Source organism: Halopseudomonas pelagia (assembly GCF_009497895.1).
Taxonomy (GTDB): domain Bacteria; phylum Pseudomonadota; class Gammaproteobacteria; order Pseudomonadales; family Pseudomonadaceae; genus Halopseudomonas; species Halopseudomonas pelagia_A.
The window spans coordinates 4,461,730-4,483,065 of the sequence record NZ_CP033116.1; the positions used below are offsets into that span (position 1 = coordinate 4,461,730).

Annotated in this window: 18 protein-coding genes and 2 tRNA genes; 4 read left to right on the forward strand and 16 right to left on the reverse strand. The window is 56.2% G+C overall.

From position 1 onward, the window contains the following. Window positions 1-93: 93 nt before the first annotated feature. From EAO82_RS20380 to EAO82_RS20395, 4 genes are read right to left on the reverse strand one after another with little or no spacing between them, the layout of a single operon-like run. Entirely contained in the window at window positions 94-435 is a 342-nt protein-coding gene (locus EAO82_RS20380; RefSeq protein ID WP_022961489.1) for a P-II family nitrogen regulator, read from the reverse strand. A 14-nt stretch (window positions 436-449) separates the two neighbouring features. Continuing rightward, a complete protein-coding gene (locus tag EAO82_RS20385) occupies window positions 450-3,551 on the reverse strand; it encodes an efflux RND transporter permease subunit (protein WP_096344605.1) in 3,102 nt (1,033 codons plus the stop codon). Window positions 3,552-3,565: 14 nt separating this feature from the next. Next, window positions 3,566-4,672: an efflux RND transporter periplasmic adaptor subunit gene (locus tag EAO82_RS20390; protein WP_096344606.1), complete on the reverse strand. Its 1,107-nt coding sequence runs from the start codon at window positions 4,670-4,672 to the stop codon at window positions 3,566-3,568. Continuing rightward, window positions 4,669-6,081, reverse strand: coding sequence for a TolC family protein (locus EAO82_RS20395; protein ID WP_174959074.1), 1,413 nt, complete (start codon window positions 6,079-6,081; stop codon window positions 4,669-4,671). Before EAO82_RS20395 ends, EAO82_RS20390 begins: the two co-directional genes overlap by 4 nt. Before the next feature lie 636 nt (window positions 6,082-6,717). Between EAO82_RS20395 and EAO82_RS20400 the strand changes: the two genes are divergently transcribed. Beyond that, window positions 6,718-7,805 (forward strand): IS3 family transposase gene (locus EAO82_RS20400; RefSeq protein ID WP_096346509.1). Its coding sequence is split into 2 segments (ribosomal slippage): window positions 6,718-6,973 and window positions 6,973-7,805, totalling 1,089 coding nucleotides; the frame shifts between segments, so codons are not numbered across the junction. A 333-nt stretch (window positions 7,806-8,138) separates the two neighbouring features. On the opposite strand, the gene EAO82_RS20405 is transcribed toward EAO82_RS20400, so the two are convergent. The 12 genes from EAO82_RS20405 to EAO82_RS20460 form a co-directional block, all read right to left on the reverse strand. After that, window positions 8,139-9,209 (reverse strand): tyrosine-type recombinase/integrase, encoded by a 1,071-nt coding sequence (locus tag EAO82_RS20405; protein ID WP_096346991.1) that lies wholly within the window; start codon window positions 9,207-9,209, stop codon window positions 8,139-8,141. A 106-nt stretch (window positions 9,210-9,315) separates the two neighbouring features. Continuing rightward, window positions 9,316-9,391: transfer RNA gene (locus tag EAO82_RS20410), tRNA-Thr, on the reverse strand. A gap of 316 nt (window positions 9,392-9,707) precedes the next feature. After that, window positions 9,708-10,931 carry a methyltransferase gene (locus EAO82_RS20415; RefSeq protein WP_096345897.1) on the reverse strand — a complete coding sequence of 408 codons (1,224 nt, stop codon included), beginning with the start codon at window positions 10,929-10,931 and terminating at the stop codon, window positions 9,708-9,710. 8 nt (window positions 10,932-10,939) lie between these two features. Continuing rightward, complete coding sequence (locus tag EAO82_RS20420; protein WP_096345942.1) at window positions 10,940-11,617, reverse strand: ABC transporter permease; 678 nt, start codon at window positions 11,615-11,617, stop codon at window positions 10,940-10,942. A gap of 20 nt (window positions 11,618-11,637) precedes the next feature. Continuing rightward, window positions 11,638-12,330 (reverse strand): ABC transporter permease, encoded by a 693-nt coding sequence (locus EAO82_RS20425; RefSeq protein WP_096345898.1) that lies wholly within the window; start codon window positions 12,328-12,330, stop codon window positions 11,638-11,640. Between the two features lie 44 nt (window positions 12,331-12,374). Next, the gene (locus EAO82_RS20430; protein ID WP_096345899.1) at window positions 12,375-13,124 is read right to left on the reverse strand and encodes an ABC transporter substrate-binding protein; all 750 of its coding nucleotides are present in this window, start codon (window positions 13,122-13,124) and stop codon (window positions 12,375-12,377) included. A 12-nt stretch (window positions 13,125-13,136) separates the two neighbouring features. After that, a complete protein-coding gene (locus EAO82_RS20435) occupies window positions 13,137-13,904 on the reverse strand; it encodes an ABC transporter ATP-binding protein (protein WP_096345900.1) in 768 nt (255 codons plus the stop codon). Between the two features lie 296 nt (window positions 13,905-14,200). Beyond that, window positions 14,201-14,276 (reverse strand) — tRNA-Phe (locus tag EAO82_RS20440). An 88-nt stretch (window positions 14,277-14,364) separates the two neighbouring features. Next, complete coding sequence (locus tag EAO82_RS20445) at window positions 14,365-14,637, reverse strand: oxidative damage protection protein (RefSeq protein ID WP_096345901.1); 273 nt, start codon at window positions 14,635-14,637, stop codon at window positions 14,365-14,367. Between the two features lie 35 nt (window positions 14,638-14,672). After that, window positions 14,673-15,722: an A/G-specific adenine glycosylase gene (gene mutY, locus EAO82_RS20450; RefSeq protein WP_096345902.1), complete on the reverse strand. Its 1,050-nt coding sequence runs from the start codon at window positions 15,720-15,722 to the stop codon at window positions 14,673-14,675. Further along, window positions 15,719-17,896 (reverse strand): AsmA family protein, encoded by a 2,178-nt coding sequence (locus EAO82_RS20455; RefSeq protein ID WP_096345903.1) that lies wholly within the window; start codon window positions 17,894-17,896, stop codon window positions 15,719-15,721. The genes mutY and EAO82_RS20455 overlap by 4 nt, the downstream gene beginning before the upstream one ends. Window positions 17,897-17,959: 63 nt before the next feature. After that, entirely contained in the window at window positions 17,960-19,087 is a 1,128-nt protein-coding gene (locus tag EAO82_RS20460) for an NAD(P)/FAD-dependent oxidoreductase (protein ID WP_096345904.1), read from the reverse strand. Window positions 19,088-19,244: 157 nt separating this feature from the next. On the opposite strand from EAO82_RS20460, the gene hisB reads away from it, so the two are divergent. From hisB to hisA, 3 genes are all read left to right on the forward strand, one after another. Then, window positions 19,245-19,838: an imidazoleglycerol-phosphate dehydratase HisB gene (gene hisB, locus EAO82_RS20465; protein WP_096345905.1), complete on the forward strand. Its 594-nt coding sequence runs from the start codon at window positions 19,245-19,247 to the stop codon at window positions 19,836-19,838. 3 nt (window positions 19,839-19,841) lie between these two features. Next, window positions 19,842-20,486, forward strand: coding sequence for an imidazole glycerol phosphate synthase subunit HisH (hisH, locus tag EAO82_RS20470; protein WP_096345906.1), 645 nt, complete (start codon window positions 19,842-19,844; stop codon window positions 20,484-20,486). An 80-nt stretch (window positions 20,487-20,566) separates the two neighbouring features. Then, window positions 20,567-21,316: a 1-(5-phosphoribosyl)-5-[(5-phosphoribosylamino)methylideneamino]imidazole-4-carboxamide isomerase gene (gene hisA / locus EAO82_RS20475; protein WP_096345907.1), complete on the forward strand. Its 750-nt coding sequence runs from the start codon at window positions 20,567-20,569 to the stop codon at window positions 21,314-21,316. Window positions 21,317-21,336 lie beyond the last annotated feature (20 nt).

Consider the following 21,336-nt stretch of genomic DNA (forward strand, 5'->3'; position numbering starts at 1 on the left):
GAACTCTAGGCTCATTGCTATTTGAAAATCGCCCGACAATTTGCCGGGCGGGTATTTTCGAATACCACCCACAAAATCTCGACGGTATTGAAGTCACACCACTGTGTTGTCTTCCACACCATCTTCAATCCGGATCGCCCGACTGACATCGCTGACGAAGATACGACCGTCGCCGCGAAGCCCTGTATGGGCTAAACCTTTCAGCACCTCAAGCGCCTCGTCCACGTACTGGTCGTGGCACACTATTTCGATCTTCACGTGCTTGACGAAATCTGCAGTACCGTCAATTGGATTAGATGCGCTGGTATGGGCTTTACTTCGTCCAAAACCACGTACCTCGGACACACTCATACCACTGATACCCTCTACCCGATGCAGCGCGAGGGTCACCGCTTCAAGCTTGTGGTTCTTTATGTAAGCTTTGATCTCTTGCATGACGTTATCTCCTTTCAACGCGTTTCGCCGATATCATCTGGTTTATCAGCGAACCATTGATACAGGGCTGGAATAACCAACAGGGTGAGAATCGTAGCCGTCACCAGCCCCCCGACCACGACGGTCGCCAGAGGCCGTTGCACTTCGCTGCCTGTACCACTGGCAAATAGGAGTGGAAATAGACCGAGCGCCGTTGTTACCGCAGTCATGATTACCGCACGTAGCCGTGCGCAAGCCGCGCGAACACTGGCTTCAGCAACGGAAACGCCGTCCCTGACCAACTCGTTGAGATAACTGACCAGCACCAAACCATTCTCCAATGCGATACCAAACAGCGCGATGAAACCAATCGACGCGGGCACCGACAAGCTCTGCCCTGTCATCCACAAGCCTACAATACCCCCTACCAAAGCCAACGGAATATTAAGCATGATCAGCAACGCATTACGAAGTGAGCCGAAGTTTGCGTAAAGCATCACGAAAACTAGCGCCAGGGTAATCGGCACCACAATCATCAGCCGCTTGTTGGCCTGTTGCTGAAGCTCAAACTGGCCGCCCCATTTGAGAAAATACCCGGGCGGCAATTCAACCTGCTTGGCAATAGCCGCGTCGGCTTCGGCTACAAAGGAGCCTATGTCCCGTTCTCGTACGTTGGTCTGAATGGTAATGAAGCGTTGATTGTTCTCCCGGGTGATTTGCCTCGGCCCAACCACCTCTTCAATTGCTGCTAGCTCCTCCAGCGGGATTCGCTGCCCAGCGGTGTTCTCCAAAATCAATTGCCGAATGACCTCCGTCTCATTGCGCGCCTCCTTTTTTAGCCGCACATAGATATCAAAACGACGAATACCCTCGAACACCTGCCCCGCTTCACTTCCTCCCACGGCTACACTAAGCGTGTCATGAACATCGCTAACATTCAGTCCATAGCGGGCAATGGCGGCCCGATCCAGCGTAATGCGCAATTGCGGGGTGCCACCGATCTGATCACGCTGAACATCCTGTGCTCCGTTTACAGTACGCATCACCTGTTCGATTTCTTGGGCCTTTTCAACCAGCAGATCGAGATCATCACCAAATAGCTTGGCGGCGAGCTCGGCCTTCGTGCCTGTGAGCAACTCATCTACGGCCGCAGCGATAGGCTGGGTAAAGTTAAACTTGGCACCAGGGAAGCTTTCGAATCGCTCGCTCATCGCGGCATACAGACCGTCCAACGTGTCCGCGCTGACCCATTCATCCTGTGGCTTGAGAGCAACGAATATTTCTGCGTTGTTCACTGGATCAGCGTGTGCACCCACCTCACCCCGGCCGATACGCGAAACCACTTGTGTTACCTCCGGAAAATCTTCCATCAGTTGCCGTTCGAAGACGGTGATGGTGGTCTCAGCCTTTTCCAGAGAAATGGAAGGCGCCATGGTGGCTCGGATCAACAGATCACCCTCGTTAAGGCGCGGCACGAATTCTGAACCCAAACGCGGCGCGACTGCAGCGCCCACGGCTAAAACGACCACCGCCAGCACCAAAGCGATCCAGCCGCGGGCGACCATGGCCTCTACCAGCGGTTTATAGCCCTTGAGCAGAAAGCTGACAATATCTTTGCGTGGCTTGTCTTCGCGCACCTTGGGGCTCTTCATCAGTAGCGTAGCGACCACCGGCGCGACCACCAGGGCAAAAATAAGCGAGCCGAACATTGCCACCGCCACCGTATATGCCAGCGGTTTGAACGTGGCGCCCTCTACACCCTGCAAGGTAAACAGCGGCAGAAATACGATAATGATAATGCTGATTGCAAATAGGATCGGCCGTGCAACCGACTGGCAGGCACGCATTACGATATGCATACGAGACTCATCAGGTTGAGCCTCACGCAACATGCGATCAACATTTTCAACAACTACAACCGCGCCATCAACCATCATGCCTATTGCTATCGCAAGCCCGCCCAATGACATCAGGTTCGCGGAGATGCCAAAGATTTTCATCGCGATAAAGGTAAAGCCTACCGAAAATGGGATGGACAGTGCGACGACCAGACTTGGCCTCAGCCCACCCATAAAAGCCAACAGCACCAGAGCCACCAGAATAATGCCTTGCAATAGTGCACTGATTACAGTGGTTACAGCCGCCTTGACCAGAGTGGCCTGGTCATAATAAGGCTGGACTTCGATGCCTTCCGGAAGGTTGTCGTTGATCGCCGCCAACTCCTGCTTCACAGCGCCGATGACATTCGAGGTATTGCTGCCAATCAGCTTCAATACCATCCCAACAACCACCTCGCCGTTACCATCTTTGGTCGTCAGTCCACGACGAATTTCCCCGCCAACTTCAAGGTCGCCAAGTTGATGCAGATATACAGGTGTACCGTCATTGGTCTTCACCACGATATTGCGCAAGGACTCCAGGTCTGTGGCGAGACCTACCGAGCGCACAATGTACTCCTCGTCATTCTTGACAATAAACTGAGCGCCCGCATTGGCGTTGTTAGCTTCAATTCGCGCCTTGATTTCCGGCAAGCTGACGTCGTAACGGAGCAATGCGTTCGGCTCAATATTGACTTGAAACTGTTTTACTTCACCACCAATAGATAAGACCTCTGTTACGCCCTTGACGGTCTGCAAATTGAACTTGACAATCCAATCTTGAATCTCGCGCAGCTCGGTAGTGCTATATTGGCCCGTGGTATCCTCGAGCACATAAAACAGGATCTGCCCAAGCCCAGTAGTAATCGGCCCCATTACCGGCTCACCAAAGCCTTCGGGGATTGACTCCCGAGCCATTTGAAGTCGTTCGCCCACCAATTGCCGGGCGAAATAAATGTCCGTTCCCTCCTCAAAGTAAATATTGACAACAGATAGCCCGAAGTTGGAAATTGAGCGCACATGATCAAGCTTGGGCAGCCCGTTCATGGCACTTTCGATCGGGTAAGTAACGTATTTTTCCACTTCCTCTGGCGCCAATCCTTCAGTTTCCACAAACACTTGAACCAGTGCAGGCGAGATATCCGGGTAAGCGTCCACCGGCAAAGTACGATAGGCGAAATAGCCTCCAACAAGCGTCGCCAGAGCTAACGCGACTACCAGTAGCCGGTTATCCAGCGCAAAACGGATGATGCCTTGCATACTGTTCCCCTAGACTAGTGGTTGTGACCGGATTCGAATTCATTCTTTTGCAGCTGCGCCTTGAGCACGAATCCGCCTTGGATTGCGTAACTTTCACCGGGCTGGAGACCGCTGAGGATCTCTGCCATTTTTCCATCGCCGCGACCTACGGTTACCGGTCGCGGCTCCCAACGCTCACCTTCCTTTACAAAAATCGTTGCTTGACCTTCCAAATCGATGATTGCGCTCTCGGGAACGACAACGTCTACCGGATATTCGCCTATGGCTATGTCACTTTGAACGAACATACCCGGTTTCCACGCCTGGTTTTCGTTGGACAGAAACACACGGGCCAAGCCAGTACGCGTGCGCTCATCTACCGAGGGAGAGACATAATCAATACGGGCATCAACCGCCTCCGGGCCATAGTTGGTGCTCAGGCGGACCGACTGGCCAACCTTCACCAATGGCACTTGCCTTGGATATAGCGCAATGTCGGCCCAAAGAGTTGACATATCCGCGACCACAAAGGCAGTGTCGCTTGGAGACAGATGCTCGCCCAGAGTAACCTCCCGGTTGATCACCACGCCGTTGATTAACGATTGAAGACTGAAGCGTGCAAGAGTTTCCGAGCTCTCTGCCACTGCAAGGGTCTGGCCTGCGCTGACCTTGTCACCAGTTTTGGCACGCACCTCTACGATTTTCGCGGCGAAACGCGGACTGATGTGAGTGACTGCCTCCTTGTTAAGCTGGATCTCTCCCGGCAATGACACCTGCTGGCGGATGATACCCGCGTCCGCGACGGCAATTTCACCACCTAAATCCCGTAACAGATCGGCACTGAGAGTCAGAACCGGCTCTTCGCTGTCTTCATGACTTTCGTGGCCCTCACCCTGAACTTCTTCAGCATGATCGGCATGTCCTGCTTCCTCCGCGGCAGGATTACGTTCCTCCTCAGAGTGTCCCTCTTCAGAGTCCTGTGCTTCAGCGTCTGACTCCTCCGCTGCATGCTGATGCGAAGCGTTTTCTTTGGCGTGAGTGGCTTGTGTTTCCTTTTTAGGATCGGTTGCGGCAAGGACACCCTGGAGCGGTTGCGCAACTAGGAGCAAACAGCCAAGTACCAGATTCAATAGTTTGTTCATCGTGACTTTTCCTGTCGTGACGTTTGCTCATCAACAGCGGACCCATCTAGGTATGGCAAACGGAATTCGGAGGGCGGACCGTTGGTGGTGTTGGTACCGGTAAGAATTTGTCCGGCACCCGTCAGAGGCTGACCAGTAAGGGATTCTAGGGTTATAAGGGTCTGGTGAAAGTCGGTTGCAGCCACAACTGCATCGTTCTCGACCGCGAGCACTTGCTGTCGGGCTTGCACGACCTCAAGGTAGGAGAAACGGCCTGCGCGGTAACCTTCCTGGATCAACTCCAGAGTCTCCCGTGCTTCGGGCAGTATGTCGTCACGCAGAACCGTGACCTGGCGACGGGTCTGCTCGAGTTGAGCGTATGCGTTGCGTAGCTCGGTAAAAATCCTGACCCGTGTTGCCTCCTCCTCCATGTCGAGTACCGCGAGGTCCTCACGCGCGGCCTGGATATTCCCCGGATTCTGGTCGTTCAAGCCCAACGGCATGGAGAACTGCAGCACCATTCCGATATCGTTGGTTTCCCGAAGGTGTTTGAAACCGGCACCGACCTCAATGTCCTGCCGGCCCGCCGCGATGGCGAGTTCAAGTTGGGCCTGGCGCAACCTGCGCTGGGTCAGGAACCGTTGCAACTGCGGCGCTTGCTCAAGCTGGGCCCGAACGCGGGTAAAGTCTGGTATTTCCACCAATGAAAAAAGTTCCGCCCCCACAATAGCGAAATCGGGTTCAGTCTCTCCCCATAAACCTGCCAGGCGGCGCTTGGCGCTCGCCAGCCGTACTTCGAGATTGCTAACCTCAAGCGAAGCCTGCATCGAATCTGTGCGGGCGCGGCCGAGCTCGGCCCTACTAGCGCCACCCACGTCGAAACGCCTCTTGGCCACGGCTTCAGAAGCTTGAGTCCATTCAACAACCTGCTTTGAGAAATTCAGCAACCTCTGGGTTTGTGCGACTTCAAGGTAGCGGCTTGCAGCTGCAGCCAGAGCATCAAGGCGCGCAAGTTCATAGTCACGCTCTACCGCCTGGCGCTGCCAACTACCGACGTCACGTCGAAGACTACGCTTATTACCCATCTCAATTACCTGGCTAAGCGCAAGCGTGGTTTCCATTGCGTCAATACCGGAGAGTGCTCCACTGCCAAGAACATTGTCGACGTCCACAGAGATACGGGGATTGGGTCGCAGACCCGCCTGTAGTGTTCTTGCTTCGGCTGCACGGATTTCATAGGGGTAAACAGCCAGTTCGGGGTTGGACTGCAGAACACGAGCCAGGGTCTCTGACAAGGTCAGGATCGCGGTATCACGATCGGCTGGCCAACCATAGCTAGACCATCCCATTAACATGCTACCGAAGAGCAAAAGCCTCGCCTGACGCGACCACCCGGACGCACGCAGACGACAACAAAAAAGGGCAAGCATAAGCCACCTCATGTTAGGTTGAACAACAATTGAAATGTCGTAGGGTCAGCTTCGCTGGAGATCACAGTGACGCTGCCTAGGTGACTTTTCACAATCAACGTTTCACGCTTTCAAGCTTCGTCTTTAGGCGAAGACTCATCCGCGTTCACACCGAATCCATATAGGTGGGCGTCATCATTAGGCGTAAGCCGCGATCTTCTGGCATAACTCCCGTGCTCACTCCAAACAGGACGAAAGCTAACTTCAGTTCGTCCATATTTCGCGATATTTCATAGCGCTCTCGCCGTGGTATTCGAATGTAATCCGTGGAGCCATTATCCCGGATGAGGTTAACCAGAGAGTGAACCGCAAGTGACAATCCTGTTATCTGCAGGTTTCTATGGCTGCGTTTTTGTTGGCCCCTGTTTGGAAAAACAAAAACCAGTTGGAGGATAATCGCGCTGAGAGGAGCTTCTTCCAGCAAGACAACCACAGTCACCAAGACCTGACTTAAATAAAACAGACTCGATAACCTGGGTATGATTCAGACCTGCAAGAACCACTAAATTCAAGGACACTGACATCGGTAATCCCCCCAAAAAACAGCGGTGATCAGAAGTAGAATTTTCCGTAAGCTAAGCGCAGGGAGATTCTGCAATGAAAACATCACGTTTTTCCGACAGCCAGATCATGGCAATCCTGAAGCAAGCCGAGAACGGTGTAGCGGTGCCTGACCTCTGCCGTGAGCACGGCATGAGCAGCGCCAGTTTTTACAAGTGGCGCGCCAAGTTCGGCGGCATGGATACCTCCATGATCAAGCGCATGAAAGAACTTGAGGACGAGAATCGGCGGCTGAAAAAGATGTATGCCGAAGAACGGCTCAAGGCCGAGCTACGCCAGGAGGCCCTTGAGGGAAAGTGGTAAAGCCGTCTCTCCGCCGTGAGATGGCGCAAAAAGCCGTTGCCGCTGCTCGCTGTAGTATTCGCCAGGCTTGTGTGATCTTCGGTATCAGTGAGACCTGCTATCGCTACCGGGCCAAGCTCAGCAGTGAAAACGCCGAGATCGCTGATTTGCTGGTGCGTTTGACCCATAACCAGCGTAACTGGGGCTTTGGTCTGTGTTTTCTGTATCTGCGCAACGTGAAGGGATACCCCTGGAACCATAAACGCGTTTACCGGATCTACCGGGAGCTGGAATTGAACCTGCGTATCAAGCCCCGCAAGCGGTTAATACGTGCGAAACCAGAACCACTGGCTGTGCCCACGGCCATCAATACCAGTTGGTCCATGGACTTCATGCACGACCAGCTAGAGGATGGCCGCAGCTACCGGCTGTTCAATGTGATCGATGATTACAACCGGGAAGGACTGGGCATTGAGGTAGATCTGTCATTGCCCTCAGAACGCGTTATACGAGCTCTGAATCAGATCATCGAGTGGCGGGGAAAGCCTCTCCAGATCCGCTGCGACAATGGTCCGGAATACATCAGTGCCACGCTGGCAGCCTGGGCCGAGAAGCAGGGTGTTAAGCTGGTTTTTATCCAGCCTGGCAACCCACAGCAGAATGCGTACATCGAGCGCTACAACCGCACCGTGCGCTATGACTGGCTGGCCCAATACCTGTTCGACTCCGTTGAGGAGGTTCAGGACTTCGCGACACATTGGTTATGGACATACAATAACGAGCGGCCAAATATGGCCTTGGGCGGCATTACACCGCGACAGAAGTTGGCCATGGCGGCCTAACTCTACTTCTGAGCCCCGCTAAAAATGGGGGGATTACCGGCCGAGCGCGCGTCTCAACGCGCTATCATGGCGCCCAAGCTCCCAATTAAGGCCTCCAATCCTTCGCTGCAGAACTTCCGCAAGCTGCTTACGAGTGAGCAACAGTCCATAAACTTCAATTAATTGCTCTTCAATTATCTTTGCTGCTTCGCAATCTTTCGCCATCGTGAAACTCCAATATTCTATGGGTTTCACTAATAGTGCGAAGAGGTGCCCCTTTTTCGGCCCTTTTTGGGGCGTCCTCGCAAAAGACTCCAAATATAATCTTTCGCATGCGAAAGATGGCTGAATTCTCTAGATTTGCCGCTGCTTGCGCAGCAGATCAATCCGCTCCACGAGATCCTCTGCGCGGAGATGGGTGTATCGCTTCACCATCTGCATGCTTTTGTGACCGCTAATCATGGAAACCTCCTGATCGGATAGACCGACCTCAACTAGCCTACTAACAGCCTCATGGCGCAAATCGTGAAAACGCAGATCACGCATACCCAGTCGGTTTCTGATCCGCTGCCATGTTTTATTGAATGCATAAGGACGTCGACGACCGTTGCCGCCCGGCTCCCCAAAAAAAATTAGATCAGTGTCGATAGGTCTGTATGGGTGGTCGAGCGCCTGGCTGAAAACCGCAGTAGCGGCTTTACTAAGGGGCACCACCCGACGTTCACCGTTTTTGGTCGCGCCCAATGTGATAATCCGGCGTCGGATGTCTACCTGCGACCGTCGGAGATTAGTGATTTCGGAGGACCGCATGCCCGTCTGAATAGCGACCCGGACGATGTAGCCTAGAAAAGGGTTCGAATGAGCGTCAACGGCTGCATAAAGACGACGCTCCTCATCGGGCGTCAGACGTCTATCCCGCCCCCTCCCCGCCGCAGGCTTTCGCACATTCAAGACCGGATTGAACGGGAGGCCGACGCCCCACTCTCTGATACAGACATTGAACATGTGACTGAGCAACGCTAGTTCAAGACGAACCGAATTATTGCTGACAGGTGTTTTCCGACGAGTCATCTCTGACAGCCGCTGATCGCGGTAGCCAGAAATCAACTCTGCAGACAATGCAGCTAGTGAGTAACCACCAAGCTTTCGGACTAGGTTCTTCGCACTGCCTTGTTCGCTTAAAAGGGTTTTCGGCGCTTTGGTAGGGCTGACTTCTGAGAGGTAACGTTGGAGAGCCTGCTCAAGAGTCATTCGTTCAGAAGCGGTACGCTGAATGTAAACGCCACGCACCATCTCATCCTCGACTCGTCTGGACCAGTCAGAGGCATCGCGTTTTGTGCGGAAAGTCTTCGAGGTGGTAGGCCATCCGTGTTTACGGATGAGGGCTTTCCAAGTACCAGAGGGGGTTTTTACGAGTGTTGCCATGCTGTTCTCCGAGGCGGCGATCAGTACGACTGTACTGAAACTGTACCTCGGGAACATCTGAATGCGGTGTCAAAAACTGCAGCATCGCTGCAGCCCTTGATTTGTATGGTGCCGGCACCAAGAGTCGAACTCGGGACCTACTGATTACAAGTCAGTTGCTCTACCAACTGAGCTATACCGGCATGGGCACGCATTATATAGAGCTTGGCCTCTGTGTAAAGCCATCCACAGCGCTTGTGGGTAAAAAGTCCAAATTTTCTGCTTATTTAGACTAGTGCCCAGCTTGTGCATGAAATCTCTACCAGCACTTGACAAAGCTGCCTCAAGCCGTTGTTTACAATAAGATATCCACTTTGGTTTGTTTTTGATCAGCGCGCTGCAAGCCACGCATTCAGGGGCTCCTATGAAACTACCAAGAAGTCATCAACATTGTTATCCACAGATGGCGGGGATAAGTTTTATCTGGGCATCTTGTGGATAAGTCTGTGTGCAACCGGTTCACAGACTGGTGATGGCCTGTTCAGTATTTCGCTCGCCCAGCAGCAGAAAATTACGCGGCGTCAGGTGGGCCGGGGCGAACAGGCCGAGGTTTACGGTATAACCCGCTTCTTGCAGAAAGAGTGCACGGTCAAGCAATAGCCAGAGCTCCAATGGCCGACGAAATACGCCGCCAACCAGCTCCAGATTGCGCACCTCGGCCAAGCGTTGCCAGCCGCGTGCTTCCAGCGCGGCCCAGTCGAAACCGTTGGGCAGTATAAGGCCGTGATGCGCGGCCAGGTCGGCACAGAATGCAGCAATGCCCTGCGCCAGTGCGCTCTCCGGTCTGGAGGGCGTGGGCAAGTACAGATCGCGCCCGCTGGCCTCGCGCTGCCACAGATCAAATGCCAGGCGCCAGGCCATCGATTGGTCGCGCAGCCGCCGCGCGCGCCGGCCTGCGGTATAGGTAGCTTGCAGCGGCAGACTGAGGTCGTGCCTGGTGAGCTGCAGGCGGGACTGCTGTGCGAGTGTGGATAATGGATGATAGCTGTCCCCGTCAATCCGGTTATAGCAGCACGGCGACAGAGCTATTTGTGCGCAACCCGCGTGCGCGGCCTGTTGCAGCAGGGTCATATGCAACTGACCGCAAGCATGCAGCGCGACCAGGCTATGCTCAGGCCGCAACTGGCGCCAGGCTCTCGGCGTCAGTACGTCGCAGTCAAGGTGCGCAGCATCCACCTGCAGCGTCTGGCTGAGCATCCGCCCGTCCCGGTTGAGCTGTGCATCTTGTTCCAGACAAGTCAGCGGCTCACCGCCCTGCCACGCCAGTAAGCGCCCAAGATGCCCCTTACCAGCGCACCAGTCTAGCCAATGCTGTGGCGGCCGGCTCCAGCCGCGCTGACTGGCATGGGCAAATCGGGTGATCTGCTGCCATTTGCGCCCAGGAATATGCCGCTCCAGCAACTCCGGCCAGCTTCGCGTCGGCTCCGCAGACCAATCTGGAACCTGGCTCAAGATACCTGCTTGTTCACACAGGTGGCGAAAAGGGTCAGGGGCGTCGAGGGCTTGCAGTTGCGTATGGGCTTGCTCGGCCTCACTCAGGCTACGTGAGCGCAGCCAGGCGGCCAATTCCGGCCACTCCTGCTCCCAGGATAGCTTGAGCTGGGTAAAGGGCGTGGCGCGCCACACGGACTGATGTTGAACCAGCCAGGCATCCAACTGCTGGAATCGCTCAACATAGTCCATGGCGGTCCTCAGCGCTTCTGGCTGGCCTCAATCTTCAACCAGCGCTCGACCAGCTTGAACAGCTGCGTGAAGGCAATGGTGATGACCAGATAGATGACGCCCGCAACCAGATAGAAGAGTTCGAACTGATACGTCTGGGAGTTGATGCCCTTTACCACGCCCATAATGTCCATCACCGTAATGGTGTAGACCACGGCGCTGGCCTTGAGCATCAAAATCACTTCGTTGCCGTAGGCGGGCAGACCGATGCGCACTGCGCGCGGCAAAATGATGTATTGCAGAGCCTGCCGACGGGACATACCCAAGGCGCGAGCCGCCTCGACTTCACCACCGGGAACCGACTGAATGGCACCGCGCAGTATCTCGGCAATATAAGCCGCTGTATGCAGCGTCATAGTGATGAGTGCACACCAGTATGGCTCGCGCAGGTAATGCCAGAATATGCTCTCGCGCACGGCCTCGAATTGCGAAATGCCGTAATAGACCAGAAACAACTGCAGCAGTAGCGGGGTACCGCGAAAGAAGAACACATAGATGTACGGCAGCGCGCGAACATACCAATGGCGAGAGGCGCGGGCGATGCCCAGCGGAATCGCGAGGATCAAACCGACTACTATTGCGACGGCGACCAGCTCCAGCGTCACCAACATCCCATCGAGCAGAGCTGGCAGGAACCGCGCAACCATTTCCCAGCGTTCGGCCCAGCTCACAGTTCAGTCCTCACGAAGCCCCGATTCGCTCGACGCTCAAACACGTGCAGCGCGGCCATAATGATCACTGTCAGTCCCAGGTAGATCATTGCGGCGGTAAAGTAAAAGGTGAAAGGTTCCTTGGTCGCGTTCGATGCCACCTGTGCCTTGCGCATGATTTCTTCCAGGCTGATGAGCGACACCAGAGCGGTATCCTTGAGCAGGATGAGATACAGATTTCCCAGGCCAGGCAGCGCGACACGCCACAATTGCGGCAAAGTGATGCGCCAGAAAATTCGCGGGCCAGACATGCCCAGCGCCAACCCAGCCTCTTTCTGACCATTGGGAATGGCCAATAATGCGCCGCGAAATACCTCGGTAGCGTAGGCACCAAAACACAGACCCAACGCCATGGTGCCCGCAATGAAGGGGCTCAGCGTCAGGTAGGGATTGCCAAAAAAACTACCCAGGTAATTGAAAATGGAGGTGGTGCCGTAATAGGCCAGCAACACCCAGAGCGTTTCAGGAATGCCACGCACAACCGACGTATAGAAACCGCCCACACCACGTAACAGTGGGTTTCCGGATATCTTTGCGCTTGCACCCAACAGGCCAAGCAGCAGCCCGAGTGCGACAGATGCGAGGGATAAGCGGATGGTCATCCAGGTCCCTTCGAGCAGGGCTGGACCAAAACCTTGTAAATCAAGCATGGGCAGGTATCAGTTCCGGGCCCCGAGGGGCCCGGCCAGTCAGGTCAATAGATGCTGAAGGGGAAGTACTTGTCGTTGATCTCGGCGTAGGTGCCGTCATCAATGATTTCCTGCAGAGCCTTGTTCAGGCGCTCACGCAGCGGGTCGCCCTTGCGTACAGCGATGCCGATCTTGTCGTTGTCGAATACCGGGTCACCCTTGAATTCGAAATTGGCACCGGCTTCGCTTTGCAGCCACTCGTACTGCACGAAGTTATCCGCCAACACACCGTCAATACGACCGGAGTTCATGTCCAGGTAAGCATTTTCCTGGGTGTCATACAGACGCACGTCAACCACGTCGCCCATGTTGTCTTCCAGCCACTGGCCAGCAATAGTCGCGCGCTGGGCACCAATGGTCTTGCCTTTCAGGCTGGCTTCGTCAGTCTTGAAGTCAGAGTCCTTCGGCGCAACAAACTGCAGCTTGTTGGTGTAATAGGGCTCGGTGAAATCAACGGCCTGCTCGCGCTCTTCGGTGATCGACATGGAGGCGACCAGGAAGTCGAAACGGCGGGTGTTCAGCGCGGGAATGATACCGTCCCAGTCCGAAGTAACCACGGTGCACTCAGCGTCCATTTTTTCACACAGAGCCTTGGCGATGTCGATGTCGAAACCGACCACTTCACCGCTCTTGTCGATCAGGTTGAAGGGAGGATACGCCCCTTCGGTGCCGATACGCAGCTCATCGGCCAGTGCCGGAGCACTGATCAGCATGGCGGTAGCGGCGGCTAACAGAACCTTCTTATAGCTTTTCATGGGTACTGCTCCTTACTTTTGGCTGGACATGAATTGTCTGCAACGTTCCGACTTGGAGTTATCAAACACTTGCTCAGGGGTGCCGATTTCCTCGACCTGACCCTGATGGAGAAAAACCACTTGGCTGGACACTTGCCGGGCAAAGCCCATCTCATGGGTTACCAACAACATAGTACGCCCTTCCTCGGCCAGCGCGCGGATCACGGTCAGCACTTCATTGACCATTTCCGGGTCCAGCGCCGAGGTCGGCTCATCAAACAGAATAACCCGCGGCTGCATAGCCAGGGTGCGAGCAATAGCTGCACGCTGTTGCTGGCCGCCGGAGAGCTGTGCGGGGAACGAGTGGCGCTTGTCGGCGATGCCGACTTTCTCAAGAAACAGTTCCGCTGCGGCGATCGCATCGGCCTTGGGTTGACCCAGCACACGGCGCGGCGCCTCGATAATGTTGTCGAGGATGCTCATGTGCGGCCACAGATTGAAACTCTGGAACACGAAACCGACCCGTGCGCGCAGACGGTTGATCTGTTTGCTGTCAGCTGCAACCAGTGCACCGTCACGACCGGGCTTGAGCTTCATTTCTTCGCCGGCGACGATGATCTGTCCTGCGTGGGGGTTTTCCAACAGGTTGATACAGCGCAGCAAAGTACTTTTGCCGGAGCCGGAAGAGCCGAGGATGGAGATGACGTCGCCGTCGTGGGCAACAAGATCAACGCCCTTGAGAACTTCAAGGTCGCCGTAGCGTTTATGCAGATTACGCACTTCGAGAGCGGGCGGTGTCACGTATCGTTTCCAGTCAGCGCAAATAGCACCTGGCTACAGGTACTTGATTATGAATGACTACCGGCTGAGCCGGCATACCGGTGGGCCGGCATACCGGATTCCGGCGTATCGACAGATCCGTCTGCAATAATCCTGTCATGCGGCAAAGCTAGCACAGCTAATGCGCATGACCAAGAACCCTCTTGGGGTCATGTCCCGAATATGCATGCAAAAGTCTTTCCAGATTAAACCCGGCGGAGACATTTCGTACGGACATAAAAAAACCCGCCAAAGACGCTAGCGGGTTTTAACAATAATGGTGCCCAGAGACGGAATCGAACCGCCGACACGAGGATTTTCAATCCTCTGCTCTACCAACTGAGCTATCTGGGCAACGGGGCGCTATTAAACGGTTTAAGGATGTATGTGTCAAGCGCCGCAGGAAAATATTGTTCCGTTGTTTCAGCCGCTTACCGATCATTTATTGCTCAGGTGGCACGTAACCCTCGGCCTGAGCGTATTCTTCGCCGGAAAGGAACTTGTCCATTTCTTCCTGAATAAAGCGCCTGTCCTCAGGATCCATCATGTTCAGGCGGCGCTCGTTGATCAGCATCGTCTGGTGCGCCTGCCATTCATCCCAGGCTTTCTTCGACACTTCATTGAAGATTTTCTCGCCCTTGGGGCCTGGGTAGGGCGCGCGCTCCATACCAGGCAGCTGTTCTTTATATTTGCGGCACATCACCATGCGGATCATGGGCATCTCCTTGAATGAGGCAATCAAACGCCAGGTCAGATAATCAATTCAGCTCGCGCCAGCAGCTTTTTTACCGGAGCAGCAAGCCCCAGGCGCGATGGTTGGCGCAGGTTATACCAGACCTGGCCCGGCTCGGCCACGCTATGGCCTGCCATCACCCGCACCAGCAGCGGCTGAATATCCAGATGGAAGTGGCTGAAAGTATGACGCAGCGGCTCCAGCAGCTCCGGCGCTTCTGCGCGCCAGCCCTGCTGCTCGATCAAACGGGCCAACTGTTCGCGATCATCCAACTGCGGCGGACACCACAGACCACCCCAGAGACCAGAATCCGGACGACGCTGCAACCAGATATCACCTTCGGCATTCATCACCAAGGGCATCAGGCATTGGCGCACGGGTATCTGCTTGCGCGGCTTGGAGTGCGGATATTGCGTTGGCTGACCCAGCAGGCGCGCCTCGCAGCCGGCTTGCAGCGGACACACCAGGCAGGAAGGCTTGCTGCGCGTACAAAGCGTGGCGCCCAGATCCATCATCGCCTGAGTATAGTGGTTGACCCTGCTGTGCGGGGTGTAACGTTCGGCAATCACCCACAATCGATCGTGCACGGCCTTCTCGCCGGGCCAGCCCGCCACCGCGTGGTAGCGCGCCAGTACGCGCTTGACGTTGCCGTCAAGAATGGGCGCGCGCAGGCCCATGCTCAGGCTGGCGATTGCCCCCGCAGTGGAGCGGCCGATGCCCGGCAGGCTGATCAGTTGATCAATGTCCCGGGGAAACTCGCCAGCAAACTCGGCTACCACCAGCTTGGCGGCTTTGTGCAGATTACGCGCCCGGCTGTAGTAACCCAAACCAGTCCACAAATGCAGGACCTCGTCGGGCTCGGCCGCCGCCAGCGCCCCAACATCGGGCAGCGTCTGCATAAAGCGCTCGAAATAGGGGATCACCGTAGCGACCTGAGTCTGCTGCAGCATAATCTCCGAGACCCAGACCCGGTACGGCGTCATATCCTGCTGCCAAGGCAGATCCTTGCGGCCGTGCCGGTCGTACCATTCCAGCACCGCCGCCGAAAAGTCAGCCGCGCTGCTCACCGGTCGAACAGGCTCCGAATGGCGTCGCGCACCGCAGGGGCTTTATCACCGAGTTTTTCTTCCAGCTTTTCCTCGACCTTGCGCTGCGCTTCATTGCCCAGCAATTGCCCGGCGATGCGCTGCACGCCATCGCGGTCGACGTTGCAGCTACTGGCCGCATTGTGCAAGAAGCCCTGACAACGCACTGGCCACTCAACATCCACATAGCGCTCGTTCACCGCACAGGCGGGGTCCGGCGTCGAGGCACTGTCGCCCTGAATCAGCAAACCCAGGCGGTAATCCATGCGCTGCTGTGGCAGGTCCACCTCGCCGGTGCCTTTCACCGCCAGGCCCGGCAAAGCCGCTAGCAGATCGTCATTTCTCACTTTGCCATCAACGATGCGGAAGCTGCCGCCCAGAGCCGAGAAAGGCGTATCTTCGCCGCCGCGAGACTCACCCAGCGTTTTGCGATTAACCAGGGCAATGGCCTCGCACATCTGCTGTTCCAGGTTCACACCAATAAGCGCGCCCTCCAGCACGTTGAAGCGGGCGCTGCCGTTCAGCGTATCCATCCAGCGCTTGATGCTATTGCCGCTGGCACTGACATCCAGATTGAAATCCAGTTTGCCGCGCATCTGCTCGCCCATATCGTAGGCTTGCTGAATGGCCAATGAATCCATACCGGTCAACTGCTTGGCCACTGAGAGACTGACTGGCGTGCTGGTGGTGTCAATTTCTGCTGTCACACTGAAGCGGCCGCCAAACACGCCGCCATCGAATTGTTTGATTTGAATTTTGCCATCACGGGCAACCACTGCGGCGATGAACGGCTTTATCGTTTGGCCCGTCAGTTGCACCTCATCCAGCGCCAGTTTGCCGTCGACATCCAGGCCAGCCAAGGCCTGCAACGGCAGCACCTCCTCATCGCTCCAGGCCTCAGGTGCGGTGTCGGACCGGCTGCCGCCAGACGGAGCCTGGGCCGCGGCTTCAGCAGTAGCGGGCTCTTCTGCTGGCGGCAGATAATCATCCAGATTCAACGCGCCGCCAGACAGGTCAAAGCGCAACGCCTGGCGCTCGAAATCGGCAATGCCAAGATTCCCCGTCAGCTCGGTGCCGTCCACCAACAACTTGAGTTCTTCCAACATCAGGCTGGTAGCTGAACCGCTGATGACCGAGCTCAATGCCACCGACTCAAGCGCACCGGTCCTGGCGGTTTCCGGCACTTCCTGACCTACTGCCGCGAGCAGCGCGCGGGCATCGAAATCGGCTACATCGAGGCGGCCGTCCAGGCGCATATCACCGCTGAGCTCGCTGGCTCTGACCTGTCCCGTGGCGCGCAAATCGGCTACGGACAAACGCATCTGATTGAACTCGGCAATATTTGCACCCAGATCCAGCAAAGCATCGCCCTGCAATTGCATAGCCAATGCGCGCCCGGAGAAGGGCTCGCCGCTGGCATCCACCTTCAGATCCACCGCATCCAACTGATAACGCTCAAGCTCAAAATCAAACTGCGCCAGGGTTTTCAGATCAATACGTACACGCAGGGCGGGCTGCTCCGCGGTCAACAGGCCAAGAAAATTCACATCAAAGGGCTCACCCTCGATCAGCGCCCCGGTAGTCAGGTTGGCGTCTTCCAACTGCAAAATCTGCCCGGAAGCCAGATCCTCGTAACGACCCCGCGCGTTGGTAATACGCACGCTCTCAATCGCCACCTCAAAATCGCGACCCTCGTCTGCAGACTCCTCGTCAGCCTGGGCAACCTCTTCTTCCGCCGCAGCCTCGGCCTCTTGATCAGCGCCGATACTTTCCCAGTTACCCCTGCCTTCGGCATTCCTGACCAGGTTCAGGCTGACGTTGTCGAGGATCACATCGCTCATGCGCAGCTGCCGGCGAAGCAAAGGCAACACCTCGACGCCCAATCCGAGATTACCAATCTGCGCAAGCGCATCATCCGGAGCATCAAGCGCGGCCACACCGACATCCTCAAGTTCGATCCCCAGCCATGGAAACAGTGACCAGCCAATATCGCCACCCAAAGTAAGCTCGATATTCGCCTGCTCACGGGCTGCTTGCTGGATCTCGTCCTTGTAGTCATTCGGGACGAACATGCGGGTCAGGAAAAACAGTACGCCTGCCGCCAGTAGTACGACACCAAAGACCACCAGCCCCAGCACTTTGGCAAAGGATTTCATGGATGCTTCCTTATATTCATCAACACGCGAAAAGGACCAAGGGGCCAGTAATGGGTGCCCCTATTAATATCGGATAGGGTAAAGGCTCTTGAATCGAGTAGCCACCTCTTCTGCCAGAGCTAAGCTGGCGGTGAGTCCAGGCGATTCGATCCCAAACAGATTGATCAAGCCAGGCACTGCGTGGCTTGAATGATCCTGGATGAAAAAATCCATCGCCGCTTCCCCCGCCGCACTGAGCTTGGCCCGCACTCCAGCATAGGCTGGCACCAGCTTTTCGGCTTGGCATTCGGGCCAGTAGCGCATTACTGCCTTGGCAAACGCCTCGCGGCGCGACTCGTCCATCGCATAGTCCAGCTGCTGTTGATAACGCACATCGGGGCCGAAGCGCAGTTGGCCAGCCAGGTCCAGAGTGGCATGCACACCAAGACCCGTCGCGTTCGCCTCCGGCATGGGGTACACCAGATGACTGAAGGGCGAACGACCGCTGTAAGCAAAATATTGCCCTTGGCACAGATGCAGCGGCGGAATCTGTTGCTCAGGCATACTTTCTACGGAGGCGGCCAGCGCCTGAGCAAATAGCCCGCCCGCGTTGATCAGGTAACGGCAGGTCAAGGTGAACACATCGCCCGCGCTGTCGCCGCTGAGCCGGAAACCGCCGGCAATTGTGTCCACGCGGTCGACTCGGGTACGGCATTGCAGCGCGCCGCCTGCCTGTTGCAATGCCGCTTCGTAGGAGCCCATCAAACCGTGACTATCAATAATGCCGGTGAGTGGCGAAAAAAGACCTGCCACGCCACGCACTGCTGGCTCGCGAGCATGCAGCTCAGCGGCGGTCAGTGGCTGCAGCTCTACGCCATTGGCCTTGGCATTGGTCTGGAGCGCTTGCAGTGCGGGCAGCTCTGCCGCCTCGACGGCTACCAGCAACTTGCCAACCCGCCGATGCATCACGGCGTATTCGGCGCACCAGGCGTAAAGCAGATCACGACCTTCGCGACACAGGCGCGCCTTCAGCGACCCCGGCGCATAATAAATACCGGCATGGATCACTTCGCTATTGCGGCTTGATGCATGCTGACCCGGCCAGGCCTCCTGCTCCAATACCAGCACCTCGCGCCCACCGCGCGCCAGCCGCTGAGCGATAGCCAGGCCGACTACGCCCGCACCAACCACCACTACCTCAGAGTCCACTATCGATTACCCAGCACATCAATCACCCTCCCACTATTTTCAAACCGGCTGCGCCCCACTATCGGCACGATATGCACAAGCGATCAGCCTGCTGTAGCCCCGGGCACCGTGGTACCCGTATAATGCACGCCCTTGATAGATTATTCAGCGGAGAACAGCCATGGCGGAGCGCAAGGCAAGCGTCGAGCGCAACACTCTGGAAACCCAGGTCAAAGTTGAGATCAACCTGGACGGCACCGGCCAGTCCGACTTTGATATTGGCGTCCCATTTCTAGAGCACATGCTAGACCAGATTTCCCGGCACGGGCTGATCGACATGCAGATCAAGTCGCGTGGCGACCTGCACATCGACGACCACCACACTGTGGAGGATGTCGGCATCACCCTGGGCATGGCTTTTGCCAAGGCCATTGGTGACAAGAAAGGTATCCGTCGTTACGGCCATGCCTATGTGCCGTTGGATGAAGCTCTGTCCCGCGTGGTGATCGATTTTTCTGGTCGCCCGGGGCTGCACATGAGCCTAGATTACACCCGCGCCAGTGTCGGCGGCTTTGATGTGGATCTGTTCGGCGAATTCTTCCAGGGCTTCGTCAACCACTCGCAGACGACGCTGCACATCGACAATCTGAAGGGGGTCAACACCCACCATCAGATCGAAACGGTGTTCAAGGCCTTTGGCCGCGCGTTGCGAATGGCCGTGGAAGAAGATCCGCGCATGAGCGGCATGATGCCCTCCACCAAAGGCTGCCTGTAACCGATGACTGCCAGCCGAGTAGCCGTTATTGATTACGGCATGGGCAACCTGCATTCGGTAGCCAAAGCCCTTGAGCATGCCGGCGCCCTGCGCGTGGAAGTGACCAGCGATCCTGCCATCATTCTGGCGGCTGACCGAGTGGTACTGCCCGGCGTGGGCGCCATCCGGGACTGCGTCAGTGAGCTGCGGCAACTGGGGCTGGATCAGGTTGTGCGCGAAGTGGTCAAGGAAAAGCCGCTGCTGGGGATTTGTGTCGGCATGCAGATGCTATTCGAAAGCAGTGAAGAGAATGGCGGCGTGGATTGCCTCGGCCTCTTCCCAGGCAAGGTCAGTTTCTTCGGCAATGAGCTGTACGAAGGCGACGTGCGCCTGAAAGTGCCGCATATGGGCTGGAACCAGGTCAAACAGAACATTGACCATCCCATGTGGCATCGTATTGATCAGGATGCGCGTTTTTATTTCGTGCACAGCTACCATGCCCAGCCAGGCAAGCACACCCACATTGCCGGCCGCTGCCGCTATGGCGTCGACTTCGCTGCCGCGGTGATCCAGGACAATATATTTGCCACCCAGTTTCACCCGGAAAAAAGCCATACCAATGGCCTGCAGCTGATGCAGAATTTTCTGGCCTGGGACGGACGCTGGTAGAAAAACTAGAGCTTCAAGCCTCAAGCTGTAAGCTGCAAGCACCCGCTTGAGGCTTGAAGCTTTTTCCAAAGGAAAAAGTTATGCTGATAATCCCCGCTATCGACCTTAAAGACGGCGCTTGTGTGCGCCTGCGCCAGGGCCTGATGGACGATGCCACGGTATTTTCTGATGATCCGGTGGCCATGGCCGCGAAATGGGTCAACGGTGGCTGCCGCCGTTTGCACCTGGTCGACCTCAACGGCGCCTTTGAAGGCAAGCCGGTCAATGGCGACGTAGTAACGGCGATTGCTCGCGCCTATCCCGAGCTGCCGATCCAGATCGGCGGCGGCATCCGTTCACTGGACACCATCGAGCATTATGTACGCGCCGGCGTCAGCTACGTGATCCTCGGTACCAAAGCGGTCAAAGAGCCGGAGTTCGTTGCTGAAGCTTGCCGCGCCTTCCCTGGCAGGGTCATTGTTGGCCTGGACGCCAAAGACGGCTTTGTGGCCACTGACGGCTGGGCCGAAGTCAGCACCGTGCAGGTGATTGATCTGGCCAAGCGTTTTGAAGCCGACGGCGTGGCCGCTATTGTTTATACCGATATCGCCAAAGACGGCATGATGCAGGGCTGCAACGTCGAAGCCACCGCCGCGCTGGCCAATGCCACACGCATCCCGGTAATCGCTTCCGGCGGCATTCATAATCTCGGCGATATCCAGTCCCTGCTGAACGCCCGCTCACCCGGCATTATCGGCGCCATTACCGGCCGCGCGATCTACGAAGGCACGTTGGATGTGGCAGAGGCGCAAGCGCTCTGTGATCGCGCAGCGGCAAGCGGCACGCCATAAGCCACAAGCATTTACTTGCA